The following is a 21,945-nucleotide window of genomic DNA, read 5'->3' on the forward strand; positions in this document are numbered from 1 at the left end:
TCATTGACCCACGGGTGTACCCTCCTACACTTATCGGCCACGACGCCAAAAGGAATAGTCCGATGAAAGCTGTGCTGTGCAAAGCCTTCGGTCCTGCCGAAACCCTGGTGCTGGAAGAGATCGCCAGCCCCACGATCAAGAAGAACGAAATCCTGCTGGACGTGCACGCGGCCGGGGTGAATTTCCCGGACACCCTGATCATCGAAGGCAAATACCAGTTCAAGCCGCCCTTCCCGTTTTCACCGGGTGGCGAAGCGGCGGGCGTGGTAAGCGATGTCGGAGAGAAGGTCAGCCACTTGAAAGTCGGCGATCGCGTGATGGCCCTCACCGGCTGGGGCAGCTTTGCCGAGCAGGTTGCGGTGCCGGGCTACAACGTGCTGCCGATCCCGCCAAGCATGGACTTCAACACCGCCGCCGCCTTCAGCATGACCTACGGCACCTCGATGCACGCGCTGAAACAGCGCGCCCACCTGCAACCCGGCGAAACCCTGTTGGTACTCGGCGCTTCCGGTGGCGTGGGCCTGGCCGCCGTGGAAATCGGCAAGGCCATGGGCGCCCGGGTGATCGCTGCCGCCAGTAGCGCCGACAAACTGGCGGTGGCCAAGGCGGCCGGCGCCGATGAGCTGATCAACTACAGCGAAGCCAGCCTCAAGGACGAGGTCAAGCGCCTGACCGACGGCAACGGCGCCGACGTGATCTACGACCCGGTGGGTGGTGACCTGTTTGACCAAGCCATCCGCTCAATCGCCTGGAACGGCCGTTTGCTGGTGGTGGGCTTCGCCAGCGGGCGCATTCCGGAACTGCCGGTGAACCTCGCGCTGCTCAAGGGCGCGGCAGTGGTGGGCGTGTTCTGGGGTTCGTTTGCCCAGCGTCAGCCGCAGGACAATGCGGCGAACTTTCAGCAGCTGTTCACTTGGTACGGTGAGGGCAAGCTCAAGCCGTTGGTGTCGCAGGTGTATCCGCTGGATCAGGCTGCCCAGGCAATCAATGACCTGGGGCAGCGCAAGGCGGTGGGCAAGGTGGTCGTCCAGACCCGCTGACCGGTATGAAATGCATTCAAATGTGGGAGGGGGCTTGCTCCCGATGGCGTTGTGTCAGTCACCTGATGTATCAACTGACCCACCGCTATCGGGAGCAAGCCCCCTCCCACAAGTGGATCTCCCGTGTCTGCAGAATCCATTTACGACCGCAACTTATCTATTAGCGACATGTTCATAAAAGAACATGCAATTGCTCCGTTTTCCTGTGTTTGCAGATAAGAGGCGATGCTATTTTCGGTAACGAAACTGTAACATTCGCATCCGCAGTCAAAACAAGAAATTTGGAGCTCTTGAATGTTTGCTTTCTTTCGACCTGCCGCACACCAGGCGCCCCTGCCTGAGGAAAAAATAGACAGTACCTACCGACGTCTGCGCTGGCAGATCTTCGCCGGTATTTTCTTCGGTTACGCCGGCTACTACCTGCTGCGCAAAAACTTCTCCCTGGCCATGCCCTACCTGATCGACGAGGGTTACACCCGTGGTGAGCTGGGCCTGGCGATGTCGGCCATCGCGATCGCCTACGGCCTGTCCAAGTTCCTCATGGGCCTGGTGTCCGACCGCTCAAACCCGCGCTACTTCCTACCCTTCGGCCTGCTGGTTTCAGCCGGGGTGATGTTCATTTTCGGTTTCGCACCCTGGGCAACGTCCAGCGTGACCATGATGTTCATTTTGCTGTTCATCAACGGTTGGGCCCAGGGCATGGGCTGGCCGCCAAGTGGGCGGACCATGGTGCACTGGTGGTCGCAAAAGGAACGCGGCGGCGTGGTGTCGGTATGGAACGTGGCGCATAACGTCGGCGGCGGCCTGATCGGCCCGCTGTTCCTGTTGGGCATGGCCTGGTTCAACGACTGGCATGCGGCCTTTTATGTGCCGGCGACCGTGGCGTTGCTGGTGGCGGCGTTTGCCTTCATCACCATGCGTGACACCCCGCAGTCGGTAGGCCTGCCGCCTATCGAGAAGTACAAGAACGACTACCCGGAAGGCTACGACGCCAGCCACGAAGACGAATTCAGCGCCAAGGAAATCTTCGTCAAGTACGTACTGCGCAACAAAATGCTGTGGTACATCGCGTTCGCCAACGTGTTCGTCTACCTGCTGCGCTACGGCGTACTGGACTGGGCGCCGACCTACCTGAAAGAAGCCAAGCATTTCACGGTCGACAAATCGTCGTGGGCGTATTTCTTTTACGAGTGGGCAGGTATCCCGGGCACGCTGCTGTGCGGCTGGATGTCGGACAAGATCTTCCGTGGCAATCGCGGCCTGACCGGCATCGTGTTCATGGCGCTGGTGACCGTGGCGACCCTGGTTTACTGGCTCAATCCGCCGGGCAATCCAACGGTCGACATGATCGCGCTGTTCTCCATCGGCTTCTTGATCTACGGCCCGGTGATGCTGATCGGCCTGCAGGCGCTGGAACTGGCACCGAAGAAAGCCGCCGGTACGGCTGCGGGCTTCACCGGCCTGTTCGGCTACCTGGGCGGTTCGGTGGCGGCGAGTGCGGCGATGGGCTACACCGTGGACCACTTCGGTTGGGACGGTGGTTTCGTGCTGCTGATCGGCGCGTGCATCCTGGCGATTGCCTTCCTGATCCCAACGCTGTGGCACACCAACAGCGTCAGCTCGGCGCGCTAGCCGCCTGAGCAATCCTTTGCACAACGCTTGAGCCGCGCCTCCAGGTTTTTATCTGGCATGGCGTGGCTACGCAGGGCGTTCACGGTCTGCTCGACATAATCGCGAGTGGTGCCGTAACGCCCGCAAGCGCTTTGCAGCACGTGATTGAGCACGATATCAGGCAAGTTGCCGGCGTAGCTGGGCAAGTGCCGTTCCAGCACAAACCCCAACGCCTGTACCTGACTGCCATCCTCCAGCCGGCAACTGAGCCAGTGCGGTCGATAGGACGGGTAAGGCATCTCGCGTTGCCACAACGCATAAAGCGACGCCTCCAACTGATCTTCCGGCAAGCGGTAAGCAAACCCGCTGCACGACCCGCCACGATCCAGCCCAAACACTAGGCCCGGCAACTCCGGCGTACCGCGGTGCTCGTGAGACCAGAGGTACAGGCCCCGGTGATAGCCGTGGACCCGTGCGCGCACCCGCTCGGTGGACGAACATTCCGGGCGCCAGATCAGCGAACCATACGCAAATAGCCAGACCGGCCCACCCTTGTGCCGACCCATGGTGGCCTGCATCGAGCTCATCAATTGTTCGTGAGTGAGTTGCGGCCCCAGATCGAGCCGCGGAGGGTAAGCCAACTGCAAAAGATCGGTTTCAATGGCGGTCATGGCGAAAAGCAGTGCGCCTCCTATGTATTACCAGTTGTAAGCGACTTTACCGTAATAAAACGCGCCGCTGTAACCGTACGGCGAAAAAGTGCTATAGGCGAGATTGCCGCCACTGCTGGCGTAGGCATTGACCTTCTCGGGGTATTTGTCGGTGACGTTGTCGCCGCCCAAGGTGAAGGTCCAGTTCTTCAGTTTGTAATCCGCCGACAGGTCCAGCACCCAGGCTGCCTTGAAGGTCTGGTCGTTGACCTTGTCCGCCTGGTAGCTGGTGAACTCACCATAGCGCACCAGGTTGCTGTGCAGCGCCCACTGGCCGAAGGTGAAATCGTTGCCCAGGCTCAGCTTGTGCTGGGGCGTGGTGTCACCGAGCAAACCAATGCGCTCGCGACGGTCCACCCGCACCAGGTTGGCGCCCAAGCTGTCGAGGACCGCCGGGTTGGCCTTCACGTCGGTGACTTTGGTGTGGTTGTAGTTGTAGCCCACGGTGCTGTTCCAGCGGATACCGTTATCGAACTGATAGCGATAGTTGGCCACCAGGTCGACGCCGTCGGTGCTGGTGTCGGTGGCGTTGGTAAAATAACGCGCCGTGGTGTAGTTGATATTGCCGACCCCGTTGGCTTGCAGGTAGGCAACCGTCGCCGGGTTGAGCGAGAGGTTGGACGACAGGCTGATGCGGTCGCGTATGTCGATGCGATACACATCCAGCGTCACCGTCAGGTCGTCGGCAGGCTCCAGCACCAGGCCAAGGCTGTAGTTGCGCGACTTTTCGGCCTTGAGGTCTTCGGCACCGAGCAGTCGCGCCACCTGGCTGTTGGCCGGGAACGTGCCGGCCTCCTGGATCGTATTACCGATCAACTGCGACGAGGTATAGGCGAAATTCTGCTGAGCCAGGGACGGCGCGCGAAAGCCGTTGGAAATACTGCCGCGCAACGCCACTTGCGGGGTGAAGTCGTAACGGGCCGACAGCGAACCGCTGAGGTTGGAACCAAAATCGCTGTAGTCCTCATGCCGCACCGCAGCCGAGGCGCTGAGCTTTTCGGTGAAGTTGGTTTCCAGGTCCAGATACTGCGCCCAGTTGTGCCGGGTGCTGGTGCCGGCATCGGCATCGCGAAAACCGCCGAGGCCCGAGCTGCCGGTCTGGTAGTAGGAGGCGGGCTCCCCTGCTTCGATTTCATAGCCTTGATGCAGGTATTCACCGCCGAACGCCACGGAAACCGGGTATGGCAGCAACCCCAGGTCAAACTCACGGGACAGGTCCAGGCTGACTTGCTTCTGATCGTTGTTCAAGGTGCCATTGTTGAATTTGCGCGGCGTGCTCAGGCCCAGAGACGTATTGATGGTTTCAGTGCCCAGCTCATACTGGTTCTTGCCGTAGTTGGCCGACAAATCGTAATGCCAGTCGTAAGCCAGCAGACCGCGCAAGCCGACCACCAGGGAGGTGTCTTCCAGGTTGCCCTTGATCAGCGGCAGGTAGCCGTTGGGGTTGAGCGCCGCAATGTTGTTGGACGCATTGCTCGCTCGATAGAACGCCGCCGTCTCGCCGCGTCGCTTGCTGTAGCCGCCAAAGGTGTAGAACTCGGCCGCATCGTTGAAGGCATATTCAGAGTTGAACTGGAACTTGCCTTCGTTGGTGGCCGGCTCGCCCTGACGGAACACACGCTGACCGTAGGTGGTGGAGCCGATGCTGCCGGGGCGGTAATCATTGCCGGCGCGGTTGGTGTAATCGTTATCGGCGCCTTCGCCCGAGAGGTTGATAAAGCCGTTATCACCCAATGCCAGGCCGGTGTTGCCACTGATATTGCGCTGGATCCCGTCACCCTTCTTGTACTCACCGAACTTGGTGGAGACCGAGCCGCCATGATCGGTGTGCTTGAGAATCACGTTGATCACCCCTGCGATCGCGTCTGAGCCGTAACGAGCAGAGGCGCCATCACGCAACACTTCGATGTGGTCGACCGCCGACAGCGGGATCGCATTCAAGTCTGCCGGTGCCGAACCACGGCCCACCGCTCCGCCGAGATTGACGAAGGCACTGGTGTGACGGCGCTTGCCGTTGACCAGCACCAGCACCTGGTCCGGCGACAGGCCGCGCAACTGCGCCGGGCGCACCAGTTCAGCGCCATCGACCAGGCTTGGCCGGGGAAAGTTGATCGATGGAATCAGGCGCGCCAACACGGCGCCCAACTCGTCGGAGCCGGTGCTGCGCAGGGTTTCGCCGGAGATTACGTCGATAGGCGACAACGAAGCGCTGGCAGTGCGCTCCTGGGCGCGGGTACCGGTGACGATCACGGTGTCCAGCCTGGGCGCTTCGGCGGCAGGCGTTTCGTCTGCCAGGACGGGATTGAAGCCCACAGCGGTCAGCAAATTGGCCGACAAAATCGCTGAGTACAGCGCGTGTTTCTTGTAACTCCCCATACCGCTCCCCTTGAATCAAGAATCAGAACTTCACTGCTCTGAATTCGTACGATCGGTCCGGCTGGCGGGCGGTGGCGGTCAGTGTGCTGGTGACTGAAAGAAGATCGGTAGTCCGTTGAGATATAGCTTAATGATATTTATGTAACAAACTAAATACCTTTAAAGAATAAGCAAAAGCATAAGCAAGCAGGCCCGCCCGTCAGGATTGAGGGCAACAATCCCGCTACTTTCAGCCCCGGTTCAGCCTGGGAATACGCCAAACCGTCAAAATGGCGCGTACAGAACGACCCACTTAGCCGCCCTTCAAACCGACTATCGAGGTCGCACCCCATGAAGAAATTCCGCTTGCCTGGCCTGTTGTTCCTCGCCCAGGCCACCACGGCACTGGCTGGCGAAACGCTGGCTACCGAGGACGACAAAGGCTTCTGGTACGCCCAGACCAGCGTCTACACCCGGCACTTCGCGCCTGACCCGGAGCACAACAATAACCAGGACCTGATCGGCCTGGAGCGCAACGAAGCCTCGGGTTTTGTGTACGGCGGGGCGACGTTTCGCAATTCGTTCCGCCAGCGTTCGTACTATGCCTATGCGGGTAAGCGCTATGACATGGCCGAGTACCCGGTGTACCTGAAGGTCACGGGCGGGGCGATCCAGGGTTATCGCGGCAAGTACCGCGATAAGATCCCGCTGAACCGTTACGGCGTGGCGCCAGTGATCATTCCCTCCGTAGGCACGCATTACGGGCCGGTGGCGGCGGAAGTGGTGCTGCTGGGGTTCAATGCGGCAATGGTGACGACGGGGTTGCGGTTCTGAGCGGGCACAGGCCAACGCGCAGGGGTTTGCTCACATAGGCACTGTGTCAGTCGACCTATGTGTAAATCGATCCATCGCAATCGCGGGCAAGCCCACTCCCACCATTTGATCGGCGTTTAACCCTGATGTTTTTGCTCTGCTCAGGGCCGGGGGGCGTAGGCGAATACGTCGGCGCGCATCTGGTGTGCGTCCATCCCGGCGTCGACCAATGCGTCCAGCGTGCCGTAGATCATCGCCGGTGATCCACTGGCGTACACATGCACGGCCGTCAGGTCGGTAATGTCCTCGCACACAGCTTCATGCAGCAAGCCGCAACGCCCTTCCCAGCCGCACAAGTCACTCACAACCTTGTGCAGGAACAGGTTGGGCAGTTGCTGCCACTGCTCCCAGTGTTCGATCTCGTAGAAGTCTTCCGGACGACGCACGCCCCAATACAGGTGCACAGGGTGCTTGAAACCGGAAGCCCGGCAATGCTCGATCAGGCTGTGCATCTGGGCCATGCCCGTGCCGGCGGCGATCAGCACCAGCGGCCCGTCCGGCAACTCGGCCAGGTGGGTGTCACCAAACGGCAGTTCAATACGCGCCATCTGATTGCGCTGGAGCTGGTCCAGCAGGTTGCGTGCGCTGTCTTCACGGGCCAGCACGTGCAATTCCAGCTCACGTCCGGAGTGAGGCGCCGACGCCAGGGAAAACGCCGACTTCTCGCCGCTCTCACGCTCGATCATCAAGTATTGCCCCGCGTGGTAACGCACCGCCTTGCCCGCCGGAGCTCGCAGGCGCACGCGCCACACATCGCCACCGGCTTCCACGCATTCGCTCAATTGGCACGACAACTTGCGCAACGGCAACTCTCCCGGCGCCAGCACGCCATCCCACAACACAATGCAATCTTCCAGCGGCTCTGCGATACAGGTAAAGAACTCACCGTGGTCACGTACTTCGCCAGCCTGCTGCACGCGGCCCTCCACCAGCAGCGCCGCGCACACGTGGCATACGCCGTTGCGACAGGCCTGCGGGCACTCGTAGCCGAGGCGACGTGCGCCGTCGAGGATTCGTTCGCCAGGGTCCAGCTCCAGTACCGCGCCGGAAGGTTGCAGGGTTACACGCATCAATCTATTCCCAATTCTTTCCAGATTGCATCGACGCGAGCCGTCACTGCGTCATCCTTGACGATTACCCGGCCCCACTCACGAGTGGTTTCGCCCGGCCATTTGTGCGTGGCATCCAGGCCCATCTTCGATCCAAGGCCCGACACCGGCGAGGCGAAATCAAGGTAGTCGATCGGCGTGTTGTCGATCATTACCGTGTCGCGCTTGGGGTCCATACGCGTGGTAATGGCCCAGATCACGTCATTCCAGTCGCGAGCGTTGATGTCGTCGTCGGTGACAATAACGAACTTGGTGTACATGAATTGTCGTAAAAACGACCAGACGCCCAGCATTACCCGCTTGGCATGGCCTGGATACGACTTCTTCATGGTGACGATGGCCATGCGGTACGAGCAACCTTCCGGCGGCAGGTAGAAGTCGGTGATTTCCGGGAACTGCTTTTGCAGGATCGGCACGAACACTTCGTTCAGCGCCACGCCGAGGATGGCCGGCTCGTCCGGTGGCCGGCCGGTGTAGGTGCTGTGGTAGATCGGTTTGATCCGATGGGTGATGCGCTCGACGGTGAACACCGGAAAACTGTCGACTTCGTTGTAATAACCGGTGTGGTCGCCGTAAGGCCCTTCATCAGCCATTTCTCCGGGGTGAATCACGCCCTCGAGAATGATTTCGGCGGTGGCCGGCACCTGCAGGTCGTTACCGCGGCACTTCACCAGTTCGGTGCGGTTGCCGCGCAGCAGGCCAGCAAAGGCGTATTCGGACAGGCTGTCCGGCACCGGCGTCACGGCGCCCAGGATGGTGGCCGGGTCGGCGCCCAGCGCCACGGAGACCGGGAACGGCTTACCCGGGTGCTTTTCGCACCACTCACGGAAGTCCAGGGCGCCGCCACGGTGGCTCAGCCAGCGCATGATCACCTTGTTACGGCCGATCACTTGCTGACGGTAGATGCCGAGGTTCTGGCGGTCCTTGTTCGGACCTTTGGTAACGGTCAGGCCCCAGGTGATCAGCGGGCCGACATCGCCGGGCCAGCAGGTCTGCACCGGGAGCATGGCTAGGTCGACGTCATCGCCTTCGATGACCACTTCCTGACACACCGCGTCCTTGACCACCTTGGGCGCCATGGCAATGATCTTGCGAAAGATCGGCAGCTTCGACCAAGCGTCCTTCAAGCCTTTGGGCGGCTCGGGCTCCTTGAGGAAAGCCAGCAACTTGCCGATCTCGCGCAACTCGCTGACCGACTCGGCGCCCATGCCAAAGGCGACGCGCTTGGGCGTGCCGAACAGGTTGCCGAGCACCGGGATGTCATAGCCGGTCGGGTTCTCGAACAGCAGCGCCGGGCCCTTGTTGCGCAAGGTGCGGTCACAAATCTCAGTCATTTCCAGTACCGGTGAAATCGGCATCTGGATACGTTTCAACTCTCCGCGCTGCTCAAGTTGCTGCACGAAATCCCGAAGATCCTTGAATTTCATTAACCATGCCACCCGTAAAATAGGCGTACATCCTACCTGCTCTAGAGGCGGCTGGCAGCTTAATTGGCCGTCAATCCCCGTGATTGCAGCGAACTGAACAACGGCTCCAGGAAGGCCTCGATATGCCGCGCGCCCACATCGGAAAGGTGGTTATCGTCGGTATACAGCGCCCGGCCGTTGAGTTCCACCCGACACAACCCGTCGGTGCCGCACAGCAACGGCGCGGGATCCAGCACCCTGACGCCACTGTCAGCAGCCGCCAGTTCGTCGAACAACTGGGTGATAAAGGCCTGGCGCTTCACATGCTCGGCGACGGCGAGCCCTTCACCATCCACCGGTCGATTCATCATCGCCAGGCGACTGAGGCGGTAAGGCACGATGATTTCCTGCAGCGGCACCTCTTTGACCAACCAGACCTTATGCCCGGCAGCGCGCAGTGCCTGGATGCGCTCGCGCAGGCCCTGGGCAAAGCGCTGCTCGGCGACAGCGCGCACATACTTGCCGGTGCTCGGGTCCTTGAGCGCATGCTCCTTGTCACCGGACATTTGCCCATAGACATACAGGCTCCAGCGCGCGGCCAGCACCACGTCGCTGAATTTCTTCTCGGCCATCGCCTTCTCGACGCGATGGTTGAAATGCGCGCAGCGGGTGATGTTCTCCAGACCATCCAGCGGAATACAGCCTGCGAAACTGGCTTCAACCAGGCTGATGTCGTGGCGATCAGCGCCCACCTTGAGCGCTGGGATCAGCGCGGTGGCATGGCTGTCGCCCCATACCAGCGCCGAGACGGACTGGGTTTGCGGACCGAAATGGCAGAACAACCGTTCATCGGGCGTGTCCTTGTCAGCCATGCACGCCAGCAGCTCCGGGCTCCACTTCTTCGCCTGGGCGAAACGCAGCGCCTGTTCGGACAACCGTGAAGGCACACCGTCGAACTCGCGTATCGCAAGGCCCGTAAAGCCCAGCCCCAGAATGCCGACCATGGCTGCCGCCAGAATCGTCTTGCGGGTGGCCAGCAAGCGTTTTTCCCGGAACGGCGTTTCCACGAAGCGCCATGACAGATAGCCCAGCACCAGCGAAAGCAGCATCAGCCCGCTCAGCTCCAGGGCGCTCAGGCCATCCACCGCCGCGTACTTGGCGTACACGAACACCGGCCAGTGCCAGAGGTACCAGGAATAGGAAATCAGCCCGATGCCGACCATTACCCGCGTGCTCAACAGGCGCGCGACCCAGGTGTGTTGCTGGCCGTTGGCCCAGATCAAGCCGACGACACCCAGCACAGGCAACAGCGCGGTTGCGCCGGGGAACGGTGTTTTCGCGTCGTAACCCAATACGGCGATCAGGATCAGCCCCAGCGAAGCCAGGCTGACCCCTTGCGCCAGGGCGGGCGAGGCGCGCCACTCGTATTTGGGCAGCACCGCCAGCATCGCGCCGGCCAGCAACTCCCAAGCCCGCAGGTGCAACAGGAAGAAGGCTTTCTGCGGCTCATGCTGAACCGCCCACACACTCATGCCAAACGAGCCCAGCAACACCGCGAACAGCGCCAGGCGCCAGTGTTTCAGGCGACTTGAGAGCAACGTGAGCAGCAGCGGGAAAAAGATGTAGAACTGCTCTTCGACCGCCAGCGACCAGGTATGCAGCAGGGGCTTGATGTCCGAAGAGGCATCGAAGTAGCCATGCTGGCGCGAGAACAGCAGATTGGAGGTAAAGGTCACCTGATAGTGCGCAGACCGCCCCAGCTCTTCGTAGTCCTTGGGCGCCAACAGAAACCAGCCCACCGCCAGTGTCGCGGCAATCATTACAAATAGCGCCGGCAGAATACGTCGTGCGCGCCGGGCCCAGAAGTCGATGAAGCTGAAACGCCCGGCCTGACGCTCGCGCCAGATAATGGAAGTGATCAGAAAGCCGGAAATGACGAAGAACACATCAACGCCAACGAAACCGCCGGTGATGCCAGGTACGCCGAAGTGAAACAACACGACTGAAAGGACAGCGATGGCACGCAGTCCGTCGATGTCTCTGCGGTAAGCAAGAGTGGTCATAAGAATTGTGGTCAGTCAGTGACGAAAGGAGTGAGCGTAGTCGCGAGTACAATTTTTGTTACTTAACGGACACTTATGCCACAAAACACGATAAATCTCGACGCAAAAAAAAATGGCGCCCCATTTGGGGCGCCATTTTTCGGACCTGAAACGCCGTATTACTTGCGTTTCATCGACAGGAAGAACTCGTCGTTGGTCTTGGTGGTTTTCAGCTTGTCGATCAGGAACTCGATGGCGGCGACTTCGTCCATCGGGTGCAGCAGCTTGCGCAGGATCCACATGCGCTGCAGTTCGTCGTCGGCGGTCAGCAACTCTTCGCGGCGGGTGCCGGAGCGGTTGATGTTGATGGCCGGGAACACACGCTTTTCAGCGATACGACGGTCCAGGGGCAATTCCATGTTGCCGGTACCCTTGAACTCTTCGTAGATCACTTCGTCCATTTTCGAGCCGGTTTCAACCAGCGCGGTGGCGATAATGGTCAGCGAGCCGCCTTCTTCGATGTTGCGCGCGGCGCCGAAGAAACGCTTTGGCTTCTCGAGGGCGTGGGCATCGACACCACCGGTCAGTACCTTGCCGGAGCTCGGGATCACGGTGTTGTAGGCACGGGCCAGACGGGTGATGGAGTCGAGCAGAATCACAACGTCTTTCTTGTGCTCGACCAGGCGTTTGGCCTTCTCGATCACCATTTCAGCAACCTGCACGTGGCGGGTTGGCGGCTCATCGAACGTCGAAGCAACCACTTCGCCACGCACGGTGCGCTGCATTTCGGTCACTTCTTCCGGACGCTCGTCGATCAACAGCACGATCAGGTGAACTTCAGGATTGTTGCGTGCGATGTTTGCTGCGATGTTCTGCAGCATGATCGTTTTACCGGCTTTCGGCGGCGCTACGATCAGGCCACGCTGGCCCTTGCCGATGGGGGCGCACAGGTCGATCACACGACCGGTCAAATCTTCGGTGGAACCGTTACCGGCTTCCATCTTCATGCGCACGGTCGGGAACAGCGGGGTCAGGTTCTCGAAGAGAATCTTGTTTTTCGCGTTCTCTGGACGATCGAAGTTGATCGTGTCGACCTTGAGCAGGGCGAAGTAACGCTCGCCTTCCTTCGGAGGGCGGATCTTGCCAACGATGGTGTCGCCGGTGCGCAAGTTGAAGCGACGGATCTGGCTCGGCGAGACGTAGATATCGTCTGGGCCGGCGAGATAGGAAGCGTCTGCGGAGCGGAGGAAGCCGAAGCCGTCCTGGAGAATCTCCAGCACGCCATCACCGGAGATTTCCTCGCCGCTTTTCGCGTGCTTCTTGAGCAGGGAGAAAATCACGTCCTGCTTGCGCGAACGGGCCATATTTTCTATGCCCATTTCTTCGGCCAGTTGGAGCAGGTCGGTAATCGGCTTTTGCTTGAGTTCAGTCAGATTCATATAGGAATGACGTAATCATTTATGGAGGGGGGAAAATTAAGCTTTTGGCTTAATGAGGCCGCGCCGCAGAGAAGGCGACAGGATCGCGTACTAATCGAAAAGGAATGCGTCGGCGACGGCTTGCAGGGGGCAGTGGAGAAACCAGTGCGGGGCCGAATGTACCACCTGAATTTCGGAGCGTCTAGCCCTGTTCTACGAAAAAGCCCCGAGATTTTCGGGGCTTTTTTGGCGACGCTTAGATGTTGGCGTCGAGGAAAGCTTGCAGCTGGGACTTCGACAGCGCGCCGACTTTAGTGGCTTCGACGTTACCGTTCTTGAACAGCATCAACGTTGGGATACCACGCACGCCGTGCTTGGCCGGGGTTTCCTGGTTGTCGTCGATGTTCAGCTTGGCAATGGTCAATTTGCCTTCGTACGTGGTTGCAATGTCGTCCAGGACCGGAGCGATCATTTTGCAAGGGCCACACCATTCAGCCCAGTAGTCAACCAGCACCGGGCCCTGAGCCTTGAGTACTTCGGCCTCAAAGGTCGCGTCGGTGACGTGCTTGATAAGATCGTTGCTCATGGATGTCTCCGGATTGTAAGCAAAAAAAACGTTGCCCATCATAGCCGCCCTTCCCCCGTTCAGGAAGCCGCCTCTGATTGAGTCTTGCTATGGTGACGCACGAGTTTGGGTATCGCCTGCTCAAGGCGAGACGGGCGTAACGAAGGCAATGCCCGTGCGCAACGCTGCATTACGTACATGTTCCTGCATGGTTTTCTGCGCTGGCCCACTGGTGCGTCGGGCCAGGGCGCGCAGGATCCTGCGATGTTCCTGCCAGGTTTCCATGGCGCGTTCCGGCCGGATGAACGGTAGTTTCTGACTTTCCAGGAACACCTCGGCGCTGGCACTCAGAATGCTCACCATCGCCTGATTGCCGCTGGCCAGCAGGATGCGCTGGTGGAACTCGAAGTCCAGCCGGGCGGCGGCGTCAAAGTCACCGGCTTTGAGCACCTTGCGCATCGCCTCGACATTGTCTTGCAGGCTGTCGAGCTCATCGGTGGTCAATGTGACCGCGGCCAAACCTGCAGCGAAGCCTTCAAGGGCGTAACGCAGTTGGAAGATATCCAGCGGCGTGGCCTGAGCCGCAAACGGCCAGGCGGGTTCGGCCGCCGGCTGCGGCGCCTGCACGAACACACCCTTGCCTGGCTGCACACTGACCACACCCAAGGCGCTCAAGGACGACAACGCCTCACGCAACGACGCCCGACTCACGCCCAACCGCACCGCCAGATCGCGCTGAGAGGGCAACGCATCGCCCGGCCCGAAGCCCTGTTCCTTGATCAGTTTGCGGATGGCCTGCAGGGCCGCTTCCGGTACGGCTTGGGCGATGGAATTCATAGAAAACTCAAGGTTCCAGTCAACTGAACGGCTAGTTGTAAAGCTATTCGCGTCTGTCGGCAAGCCACGCCCCAAAGGGGCTCGCGCGCTTTTCAAGGCGCTCGAAAAGGGTGCGAAAAGCTCAACGACTGTTCAGACCAGTAAGACCATCTCACCTCAACGGATCCGTGCGTTTCAGGCATTTCCAGGAGGGCTGGCATGGGCTGTGCACTGGGCAAACTCAGAAAATCCCTTCGCCCTTCTCGGAGAGTTGCCATGACCAAGCGCTACAGCGCCCTGCTCACTGCCTTGTTTGCCAGCCTGATGCTGAGCCAGGCACCCGCCCAGGCCAACGGTCTGGACGATATCGTCGCCCGTGGCACCCTCAAGGTCGCCGTGCCTCAGGACTTTCCGCCGTTCGGGTCGGTAGGCCCGGACATGCAGCCCCGCGGCCTGGACATCGACACCGCCAAGTTGCTGGCCGACCAGCTCAAGGTCAAGCTGGAGCTGACGCCAGTCAATAGCACCAACCGCATCCCGTTTCTCACCACCGGCAAGGTCGACCTGGTGATCTCCAGCCTGGGCAAGAACCCCGAGCGCGAAAAGGTCATCGACTTCTCCAAGGCCTACGCACCGTTCTACCTCGCCGTGTTCGGCCCGCCTGACGCGGCGATCAGCACCACCGACGACCTCAAGGGCAAGACCATCAGCGTTACCCGGGGCGCCATCGAGGACATCGAGCTGACAGCGGTCGCGCCCAAAGAGGCGACCATCAAGCGCTTTGAAGACAACAACTCGACCATCGCCGCCTACCTGGCCGGCCAGGTCGACCTGATCGCCAGCGGCAACGTTGTGATGGTGGCGATCAGCGAGCGCAACCCGAAACGCGTACCGGCGCTGAAAGTGAAGCTCAAGGACTCGCCGGTCTACGTGGGAGTGAACAAGAACGAACCGGCGTTGCTGGAGAAGGTTAACCAGATACTGGTCGCGGCGAAGGCCGATGGCAGCCTGGAAAAGAATGCCATGCAGTGGCTTAAAGAGCCGCTGCCGGCTGATCTGTGACGCGACGGAGCTGACTGATGGCGTATCAATTCGACTTTGTACCGGTATTGGCCAACACCGACCTGTTGTTGCGCGGCGCCCTGTTTACGCTTGAGCTGACCGCTATTGGCGCGATTCTGGGAGTGGCTCTGGGCACCATCGGCGCGGTAGTGCGGGCGTGGAAGATCCAGCCGTTTGCCTGGTGCTTTGGCGTGTACGTCGAGTTGATCCGCAACACGCCATTTCTGGTGCAGCTGTTCTTCATCTTCTTCGGCCTGCCGTCCCTGGGTTTGAAAATCACTGAGTGGCAAGCTGCCGTGCTGGCAATGGTGATCAACCTGGGCGCCTATTCCACCGAGATCATCCGCGCCGGCATCCAGGCCATACCGCGCGGGCAACTGGAAGCGGCGGCGGCCTTGGCAATGACGCGGTTCGAAGCGTTTCGCCACGTGGTACTGCTGCCGGCACTGGGTAAGGTGTGGCCGGCCCTGAGCAGTCAGATCATCATCGTGATGCTCGGCTCGGCCGTCTGTTCGCAGATCGCCACCGAAGAGCTGAGCTTTGCCGCCAACTTCATTCAGTCGCGCAATTTCCGCGCCTTTGAAACCTATGCCCTGACCACCCTCGTGTACCTGTGCATGGCGCTGATGATTCGCCAGTTGCTCAATTGGATCGGCCGCCGCTACGTGATGAGGAACAGCCGATGAGTGATTTTTCCTTCTGGGACATCGTGCGCAACCTGCTCACCGGACTGCAATGGACGCTGTTGTTGTCGCTGGTGGCATTTGTCGGCGGCGGTGTGATCGGCCTGCTGGTGATGGCGATGCGTATCAGCCATAAGGCATTCCCGCGCAACGTTGCCCGAACCTACATCGAACTGTTCCAGGGCACGCCGTTGCTGATGCAACTGTTCCTGGTGTTTTTCGGTGTTGCACTGCTCGGGGTGGATATTTCGCCCTGGCTGGCGGCGGCCATTGCCCTGACCCTGTTTACCAGCGCCTACCTGGCCGAGATCTGGCGCGGCTGCGTTGACTCAATAGCCCCTGGGCAATGGGAGGCCTCCGCCAGCCTGGCGCTCAACCCCCTTGAGCAACTGCGCTACGTGATCCTGCCCCAAGCGCTGCGCATTGCCGTAGCACCGACCGTGGGGTTTTCGGTGCAAGTGGTCAAAGGCACCGCCGTGACCTCAATCATTGGCTTTACCGAACTGACCAAGACCGGCGGCATGCTCGCCAACGCCACCTTCGAACCCTTCATGGTCTACGGCTTGGTAGCCCTCGGCTATTTCCTGCTTTGCTACCCCTTGTCCCTCAGTGCGCGCTACCTGGAAAGGAGACTGCATGCCTCTGCTTAGAATTTCCGCCCTGCATAAATATTACGGCGATCACCACGTACTCAAGGGCATCGACCTGACCGTTGAAGAAGGCCAGGTAGTGGCGATCATCGGCCGCAGTGGCTCGGGTAAATCCACCTTGCTGCGTACCCTCAATGGCCTGGAATCCATCAACGACGGCGTGATCGAAGTCGATGGCGAATACCTCGACGCCGCCCGCGCCGACCTGCGCAGTCTGCGGCAGAAGGTCGGGATGGTGTTCCAGCAATTCAACCTGTTCCCGCACCTCACTGTCGGCGAGAACGTCATGCTCGCCCCGCAAGTGGTACAAAAGGTGCCCAAGGCCAAGGCGGCGCAGTTAGCCAAACAGATGTTGGAACGGGTCGGTCTGGGGGAAAAGTTCGACGCTTTCCCGGACCGGCTTTCCGGTGGCCAGCAACAGCGTGTCGCCATTGCCCGTGCCCTGGCCATGTCACCCAAGGTGCTGCTGTGCGACGAAATCACCTCGGCCCTGGACCCGGAACTGGTCAATGAAGTACTCAGCGTGGTGCGCCAACTGGCCAAAGATGGCATGACCCTGATCATGGTGACCCACGAAATGCGCTTTGCCCGCGAAGTCGGTGACAAGCTGGTGTTCATGCACCAAGGCAAAGTGCATGAAGTGGGCGACCCCAAGGTTGTGTTTGCGAACCCGCAGACACCTGAACTCGCCAACTTCATCGGTTCTGTGGAACAGCCGGGCTGACCAGCTCAAAACTACCCTGCCCCTCCCATACCGTCTGGCTGCGTACCTGCAGGGCGTCGACCGGCAGGTCGGCGTCAATGTCGACCTGGGCCGTCAGACGCTGACCCGTCACCGGCATCCCTGCGGCGCGTGCCACCAGGACCTGGCCGGGCAGTAACTGCCCACCCGCGCCACCACCGGGCTCGCTCCCCCTTACCCACTCAACGGCACGCCCATCGAGCTGGGAATGCCTGAGGCTAAGACGCAAACGCCCCTGCTGGCCGAAGCGGAACGCTTGCCCATCGGCGGCACCGACAAACCGCAACGCGATCGCCGACGGCTCGACGCACAACACGTTGAGCAGCAGCGTGCGCGTAGCGAGCCTCACCGTAGCGCTTTCGACCAGTGCCTCCCTGCGAATCACTCCGTAGTCGATACGCGGCTGGCTCACGGACAATCGGCAGTTTTCGGCTCGTGCCCCTTGAGCCAACAGCACCGTACAGCACAATGCACAGCCGATACTTTTGAGCTTACCGACCATGGCACACCGCCGCTGTCGTTTCGTAGAACGTGTCATCGCCAGGCTTCCCCTCGGCAGAAATGCTCAGCAGGCAACTGGCAGAGCCCGGTAATGAAACCCTCAGGTTTTGAATGTCGTTCACGTCGTTCAGAAAAATCATGCCCTCACCCACCACGCTGGTCAGAAAACGATCGCCCTTGCCGAATACCGCTGACCCCTGGGGCAGTGGCCGTCCTTGATCATCGCTGGCGTTGACCAGCATGCGGCGCACCTTCACCACATCGAATGCCACGGTGTTGACGGAACCGCGACCTGCGCTGAGTACTCGGGTGCCGTTCTTCAAATCAACACGTTTTGGCAAGGACTGGGTTTGTACTTCGATATGACTGCTGGTGTAGGCAGGCAAGCCTGGAAGCACCGCCTGCCCGGTAAAGTCGGTCCACACCGGGCCTTGTGGGGTATCGATCCTGGCAGAGGCAACGTCTCCCACCGACGCAATCCCAAACGTGTCCTGTACCGCGTAAGGCGAGAAGGTAATCCCACCTTCGTGAGCAACCACGCCACCCTGCAATTGCCCGGTGTAACTGGTGCCCAAGGGGTCGCGACTCACGCCCAGACCGACTCGGGTGTAGCGCGGCGTGAGGTCTACCTGAGCGCGCATCGATTGCTGCTTCGCACTGAGATCGCGCTCGACACCGACGTCATAGTTCACATACTCATTGACCCGTTCAGTGAGCGCGGTACCGGTCCGGGATTGCCCCCCACGGCGGCTGACGTAGCTGTTCACGCGACGGTCACCGCCCAAGGGCACGCTGACCTGCAATCGCAAGGACAGGTCACCGTCGAGGTTGGTGTCGTGCCGGTTTCTATCCCGCGTGGTATCACGGCGCGCCTGAGTGCTGCCTATCTGCGAATCGGCAATCAACGCGACATCGGCATAGCGCAACGATTTGTTCCATGACGCGAATACGTGTTCGCTCGACTGCCCATCAAATTGAGCGCCACGGGAATAGCTCAGGGAAAACGCCCCCAGGGTGGGGTCGACCCATGTCACACCCGCCGTGTACTGGTTCTTGAAGCGCGAGTCCAACACGTCGGCCGAGCTCGAGCGGCCGACGTCAATCACCTCGCGATAGCCACGAGTCTGGCTGGTTGCGCTGAGGCTGAGGTCGATGTTGGCGGATACCGGACTGCTCACTGATACGTGACTGCGTGCACCGGAAACCTGATCACGGCTGTCGCGGGAAAGGTTATGGCGAGCGCCCACCGAGACCCGCTGGAAGAATACGCTGCTCAACGTGCCACCTGCCGACCAGTACTCCTCGGTACTCAGCAAGCCGAAACCGGCAGATGAGTCACGCCCCAGGCCCCACGTGCCGCTGCCCATGGCGACGACCGGGGAGAGCCCCTCACCGAGCGCGTCCTCACGTAGCTTGCCAAGGGACAAATAATAGCCAGGGACCGCCGGGGCGGCACCGGCGAAGGACGCCGCCGGCACCGCGAAGCTGCGTCGGGCCCCGCGTACGTCGATCACACTCACCTCAAGGTCACTCGTGCCATTGAGCAGTGGCAAGCCGGTCAGCCGGAACGGCCCTTCGGGCACCAGCGTGCTGTGGATCAGAACGCCGGACTGGCGCACCTCGATCCGCGATTGGCTCTGCGCCAGGCCTTCCACCACTGCATTGTTATTGCCGGCCGGCCGGCGCGACTGGCCGTCGGGGGAGAACTGCACACCCGAGAGTTGGATGCCGCCAAACAGTGGATTGTTGCTGGAAAGCTGGCCGGCCTGGAAAGTCGACTGCAATGCAGCGATATCGCGCTGCACATAGGCATACAGGTGTTCGTTGTGTGTCACTCCGTTATCGGCGACATGGATTTGACGGCTGCGAACAATCCAATCGCCCAGGTTGAAACCCGCTTCGGTGTAGGCCGACACGAACCGGTTGTTCCCACTGCGCGAATGGCTGTCGAAACCTTGCACGTCATAGTTGAACAATGCGGCCATGCCCCCCCGGGCGAACTCTCCGGACTCCCACTGCGGCTCACGCAATGATGAGGTTGGCACTACCAGCGACACCTCATCGTTGCCAGGACGCAGGCGCACCATAGTCGTAGGGAACTGCCCCAAAAAGTCATGGCATGCCTGGCCGGCAGTGGTGCCCTTGCGCACGATACTCCCGGTTTTTACCAGCCCAGCTTTTTCCAGCAATGCCGGGGTAAAACACAATTGCCCATTGGCATCGAACTGCGCGTCCACCAGCCCGAGCGGGTTACCGTTGACTTTCAGCCCCACCACCTGGGTGCCCTCGCGAAAGCGCGCCGCGGTGCGGAAATAATCTGAGACTTTCGGATCAATCCCATGCGTGTTCAATGCCGCCAGGTCAAAGCCCTCGCCCAACTCCAATGCAGGGACAACGCCAGGCAGACTCCACAGTGTCGCGACGCCCATGAGCAGCGTAGGTCGCCGGGTCCATAAGAAAGCGGCGGCTCGGTGACTCGACAGGTTTGTCATGAGTCGATCAACCCCCATCGGTGCTGATCGGGGCCCGGTAGTTTTCTACCGAAAAGCCGTAGATCGTGGCCGGCTGAATTTCGATGCCAGTCAATCCTTCCAGAGAGCCGTCAACGTTCACCGCCAGGGCTTCGCCGGGCAAAATGTAGCTTCGCGGCAGCGTAGCTGGGGTTCCCTGCGGCAGTAACCGAACCTGTGGTGCCATGCGCACCACATAAGCGCTGTCGTTATGCACCGTCACACGTTGCCCCGCACGTCGCCATTTCAGCAGCTCCCAAGGCGTGTGATGAACCGGCAGACCTTGGGGATGCAGGATCAGCGGCAAATTCTGCCGCAGGGTGATACCAATGGTCGCACCGCCCCCAGCGCGCGCTTGGGGGATGCCTTCGAAAGACACTCGCTTGAGCCGCTGAGTTTTCAAGGGCTCCTTCAACGTACTGATGAAACGCACCAGTTGCGTTTCGCCGCCCTCCACGCGTGCAATAGGCGGCGTCACGATCAAGAGCGGCTCCACATCTTCCGGTACATTCTCTATCACCGAATGCAGTAGCGCTGGCGCTGCGTCGGTGTTCTTGATGTTTATCGTCGCTTCACCCTGTTCTTCATTCAGTACAATAACCGTGGTTTCCGGCAACATACCGTCAGCAACCGCAACACCAACAAGACACAGAACCAACATTACACATAACAACCATTTACTCTTTTTTATTGGACAACTAAGCACTCTGTGTTCCCCACGATCTTGAAGCTGACTATTGATAGCCGGGCGCGCCTATAAAACAGCCGACCAGAACTACAAAACTTTCTGATCGGCTGTCGCTATGTCGCTTAGATGTAGCTCAATTCAAGCGTTGCGCGTCCATCAAGGGTAACGTCGCGACTCAGGTCCAAGTCCTGGCCTCTATTGATAACCGCGCGCACAGCAATCGTCCCGGTCAACTGGGAGATAGAGGCGGGTGTAACGGCCGTACTACTGCGCCAGGAATATTGGTTAGGCGATTGTGCGACTTTGCCATCACTGTTCTGCCAGGCGCCGGTGCTGACTCGCATGATCGGAGACAGTGTTGCGGTCGGTGAGCGCAGGTCCCTGAGGGTCACGGCGAAGCCACCGGTCTTGCGGCCGGCCACAGTCCCCAGCCCATAGTTGTGCGCCTCGGTGTAGCCACTCCCAAGTGCAGCAAGGATGCCCGGCACCTTGCTGGCGGCCTGCAAGTCGACAAATTTGAGTCCGAACTTACCTGGCGTAGTGCCACAGTTGATGGTGATAGGCGTGGTTTTTTCGGTCAGCGGGTTGAACGCCGTCTGGGACAACTGGCCCGAAGGGATGTCGCCATAGTTGATAATGCCACCGCCGCTCATGCTGAGGTTACAGGCAGCGGGCTTGATGACCCCCCTGACGATCAGTTCGGCGCTGGTGGCAGCATGTGCGCCGATGTTTGCCGTCAGGCAAGCGAGACCCAGGGTCAATCCAACAATTTTTTTCATATTCGACCTGTCACATAGAAGTTATCAGGCGCTCTCTATTTTCGTCTTGGCGGCTCCATCACCAAATAACTTATCTTCCTGAATATCCGCAACGACATATAAATAACACCCAGGCAAAATTGCCGAGTGACAGTGTGTCGCTTTGGCGCTTCGTTAAAGAATCAGACAAGACTCCAGTTAATGTAAGAGCCGTAAAAGCTGCCGGTCATTTAAAGCCAATTTAAAAGTAGGCTAAAACAAGATAACCAATGACACATCCATACGCGCACTGTAGGAAAATTCAAATTTAGCCTTACAACACTCGAAGTTAAAAATTACCTACACAATCAAGTTATTACTCATCGGCCGCCATGGGATCCCAACCTACACATCTCACAAAATATCC

Annotated in this window: 19 protein-coding genes; 7 read left to right on the forward strand and 12 right to left on the reverse strand. The window is 59.8% G+C overall.

Annotation, left to right across the window (positions count from 1 at the left end; genetic code table 11):
- The first annotated feature begins 62 nt into the window (after window positions 1-62).
- The gene (locus QF045_RS01700) at window positions 63-1,040 is read left to right on the forward strand and encodes an NADPH:quinone oxidoreductase family protein (protein WP_306490809.1); all 978 of its coding nucleotides are present in this window, start codon (window positions 63-65) and stop codon (window positions 1,038-1,040) included.
- Between the two features lie 294 nt (window positions 1,041-1,334).
- Window positions 1,335-2,672: a glycerol-3-phosphate transporter gene (gene glpT, locus QF045_RS01705; protein ID WP_306490810.1), complete on the forward strand. Its 1,338-nt coding sequence runs from the start codon at window positions 1,335-1,337 to the stop codon at window positions 2,670-2,672.
- On the opposite strand, the gene QF045_RS01710 is transcribed toward glpT, so the two are convergent.
- Both QF045_RS01710 and QF045_RS01715 read right to left on the reverse strand, forming a co-directional pair.
- A complete protein-coding gene (locus QF045_RS01710) occupies window positions 2,669-3,322 on the reverse strand; it encodes a gamma-glutamylcyclotransferase (RefSeq protein WP_124388689.1) in 654 nt (217 codons plus the stop codon). The genes glpT and QF045_RS01710 overlap by 4 nt on opposite strands.
- 27 nt (window positions 3,323-3,349) lie before the next feature.
- Complete coding sequence (locus tag QF045_RS01715) at window positions 3,350-5,737, reverse strand: TonB-dependent siderophore receptor (protein WP_306490811.1); 2,388 nt, start codon at window positions 5,735-5,737, stop codon at window positions 3,350-3,352.
- Window positions 5,738-6,067: 330 nt separating this feature from the next.
- Here QF045_RS01715 and QF045_RS01720 point away from each other — a divergent pair, with 330 nt between their 5' ends.
- Window positions 6,068-6,550 carry a sn-glycerol-3-phosphate transporter gene (locus QF045_RS01720; protein ID WP_306490812.1) on the forward strand — a complete coding sequence of 161 codons (483 nt, stop codon included), beginning with the start codon at window positions 6,068-6,070 and terminating at the stop codon, window positions 6,548-6,550.
- Between the two features lie 140 nt (window positions 6,551-6,690).
- Here QF045_RS01720 and QF045_RS01725 read toward each other — a convergent pair whose 3' ends face one another.
- From QF045_RS01725 to QF045_RS01750, 6 genes are all read right to left on the reverse strand, one after another.
- Window positions 6,691-7,659 carry a CDP-6-deoxy-delta-3,4-glucoseen reductase gene (locus tag QF045_RS01725; protein ID WP_306490813.1) on the reverse strand — a complete coding sequence of 323 codons (969 nt, stop codon included), beginning with the start codon at window positions 7,657-7,659 and terminating at the stop codon, window positions 6,691-6,693.
- Complete coding sequence (ubiD, locus tag QF045_RS01730) at window positions 7,659-9,125, reverse strand: 4-hydroxy-3-polyprenylbenzoate decarboxylase (protein WP_306490814.1); 1,467 nt, start codon at window positions 9,123-9,125, stop codon at window positions 7,659-7,661. Before ubiD ends, QF045_RS01725 begins: the two co-directional genes overlap by 1 nt.
- A 59-nt stretch (window positions 9,126-9,184) precedes the next feature.
- A complete protein-coding gene (locus QF045_RS01735) occupies window positions 9,185-11,167 on the reverse strand; it encodes an acyltransferase family protein (protein ID WP_306490815.1) in 1,983 nt (660 codons plus the stop codon).
- A gap of 158 nt (window positions 11,168-11,325) precedes the next feature.
- Complete coding sequence (rho, locus tag QF045_RS01740; protein ID WP_003176825.1) at window positions 11,326-12,585, reverse strand: transcription termination factor Rho; 1,260 nt, start codon at window positions 12,583-12,585, stop codon at window positions 11,326-11,328.
- 235 nt (window positions 12,586-12,820) lie between these two features.
- Entirely contained in the window at window positions 12,821-13,150 is a 330-nt protein-coding gene (gene trxA, locus QF045_RS01745) for a thioredoxin TrxA (protein ID WP_003213989.1), read from the reverse strand.
- A gap of 120 nt (window positions 13,151-13,270) precedes the next feature.
- Window positions 13,271-13,966, reverse strand: coding sequence for a FadR/GntR family transcriptional regulator (locus QF045_RS01750; RefSeq protein ID WP_306490816.1), 696 nt, complete (start codon window positions 13,964-13,966; stop codon window positions 13,271-13,273).
- 255 nt (window positions 13,967-14,221) lie between these two features.
- On the opposite strand from QF045_RS01750, the gene QF045_RS01755 reads away from it, so the two are divergent.
- The 4 genes from QF045_RS01755 to QF045_RS01770 are packed head-to-tail and all read left to right on the forward strand — an operon-like array spanning window position 14,222 to window position 17,064.
- Window positions 14,222-15,007, forward strand: coding sequence for a transporter substrate-binding domain-containing protein (locus QF045_RS01755; RefSeq protein WP_306490817.1), 786 nt, complete (start codon window positions 14,222-14,224; stop codon window positions 15,005-15,007).
- A gap of 17 nt (window positions 15,008-15,024) precedes the next feature.
- On the forward strand, window positions 15,025-15,693 hold the full coding sequence (locus QF045_RS01760; RefSeq protein ID WP_306490818.1) for an amino acid ABC transporter permease: 669 nt from the start codon (window positions 15,025-15,027) through the stop codon (window positions 15,691-15,693).
- Window positions 15,690-16,340, forward strand: a complete 651-nt coding sequence (locus QF045_RS01765; protein ID WP_306490819.1) for an amino acid ABC transporter permease — start codon at window positions 15,690-15,692, stop codon at window positions 16,338-16,340. Before QF045_RS01760 ends, QF045_RS01765 begins: the two co-directional genes overlap by 4 nt.
- Window positions 16,327-17,064 (forward strand): amino acid ABC transporter ATP-binding protein, encoded by a 738-nt coding sequence (locus QF045_RS01770; protein WP_065887006.1) that lies wholly within the window; start codon window positions 16,327-16,329, stop codon window positions 17,062-17,064. The genes QF045_RS01765 and QF045_RS01770 overlap by 14 nt, the downstream gene beginning before the upstream one ends.
- Here QF045_RS01770 and QF045_RS01775 read toward each other — a convergent pair.
- The 4 genes from QF045_RS01775 to QF045_RS01790 all read right to left on the reverse strand — a co-directional run bounded on the left by QF045_RS01775 (window position 17,036) and on the right by QF045_RS01790 (window position 21,560).
- Window positions 17,036-17,584, reverse strand: coding sequence for a hypothetical protein (locus tag QF045_RS01775; protein ID WP_306490820.1), 549 nt, complete (start codon window positions 17,582-17,584; stop codon window positions 17,036-17,038). The two genes, QF045_RS01770 and QF045_RS01775, sit on opposite strands and share 29 nt — an antisense overlap.
- Window positions 17,574-20,075 carry a fimbria/pilus outer membrane usher protein gene (locus tag QF045_RS01780; RefSeq protein ID WP_373424384.1) on the reverse strand — a complete coding sequence of 834 codons (2,502 nt, stop codon included), beginning with the start codon at window positions 20,073-20,075 and terminating at the stop codon, window positions 17,574-17,576. The genes QF045_RS01775 and QF045_RS01780 overlap by 11 nt, the downstream gene beginning before the upstream one ends.
- Before the next feature lie 7 nt (window positions 20,076-20,082).
- The gene (locus tag QF045_RS01785) at window positions 20,083-20,754 is read right to left on the reverse strand and encodes a fimbria/pilus chaperone family protein (protein WP_306490822.1); all 672 of its coding nucleotides are present in this window, start codon (window positions 20,752-20,754) and stop codon (window positions 20,083-20,085) included.
- A 149-nt stretch (window positions 20,755-20,903) separates the two neighbouring features.
- On the reverse strand, window positions 20,904-21,560 hold the full coding sequence (locus QF045_RS01790) for a DUF1120 domain-containing protein (protein ID WP_306490823.1): 657 nt from the start codon (window positions 21,558-21,560) through the stop codon (window positions 20,904-20,906).
- Between the last annotated feature and the right edge of the window lie 385 nt (window positions 21,561-21,945).

Source organism: Pseudomonas sp. W4I3 (genome assembly GCF_030816195.1).
Classification (GTDB): Bacteria; Pseudomonadota; Gammaproteobacteria; order Pseudomonadales; family Pseudomonadaceae; genus Aquipseudomonas.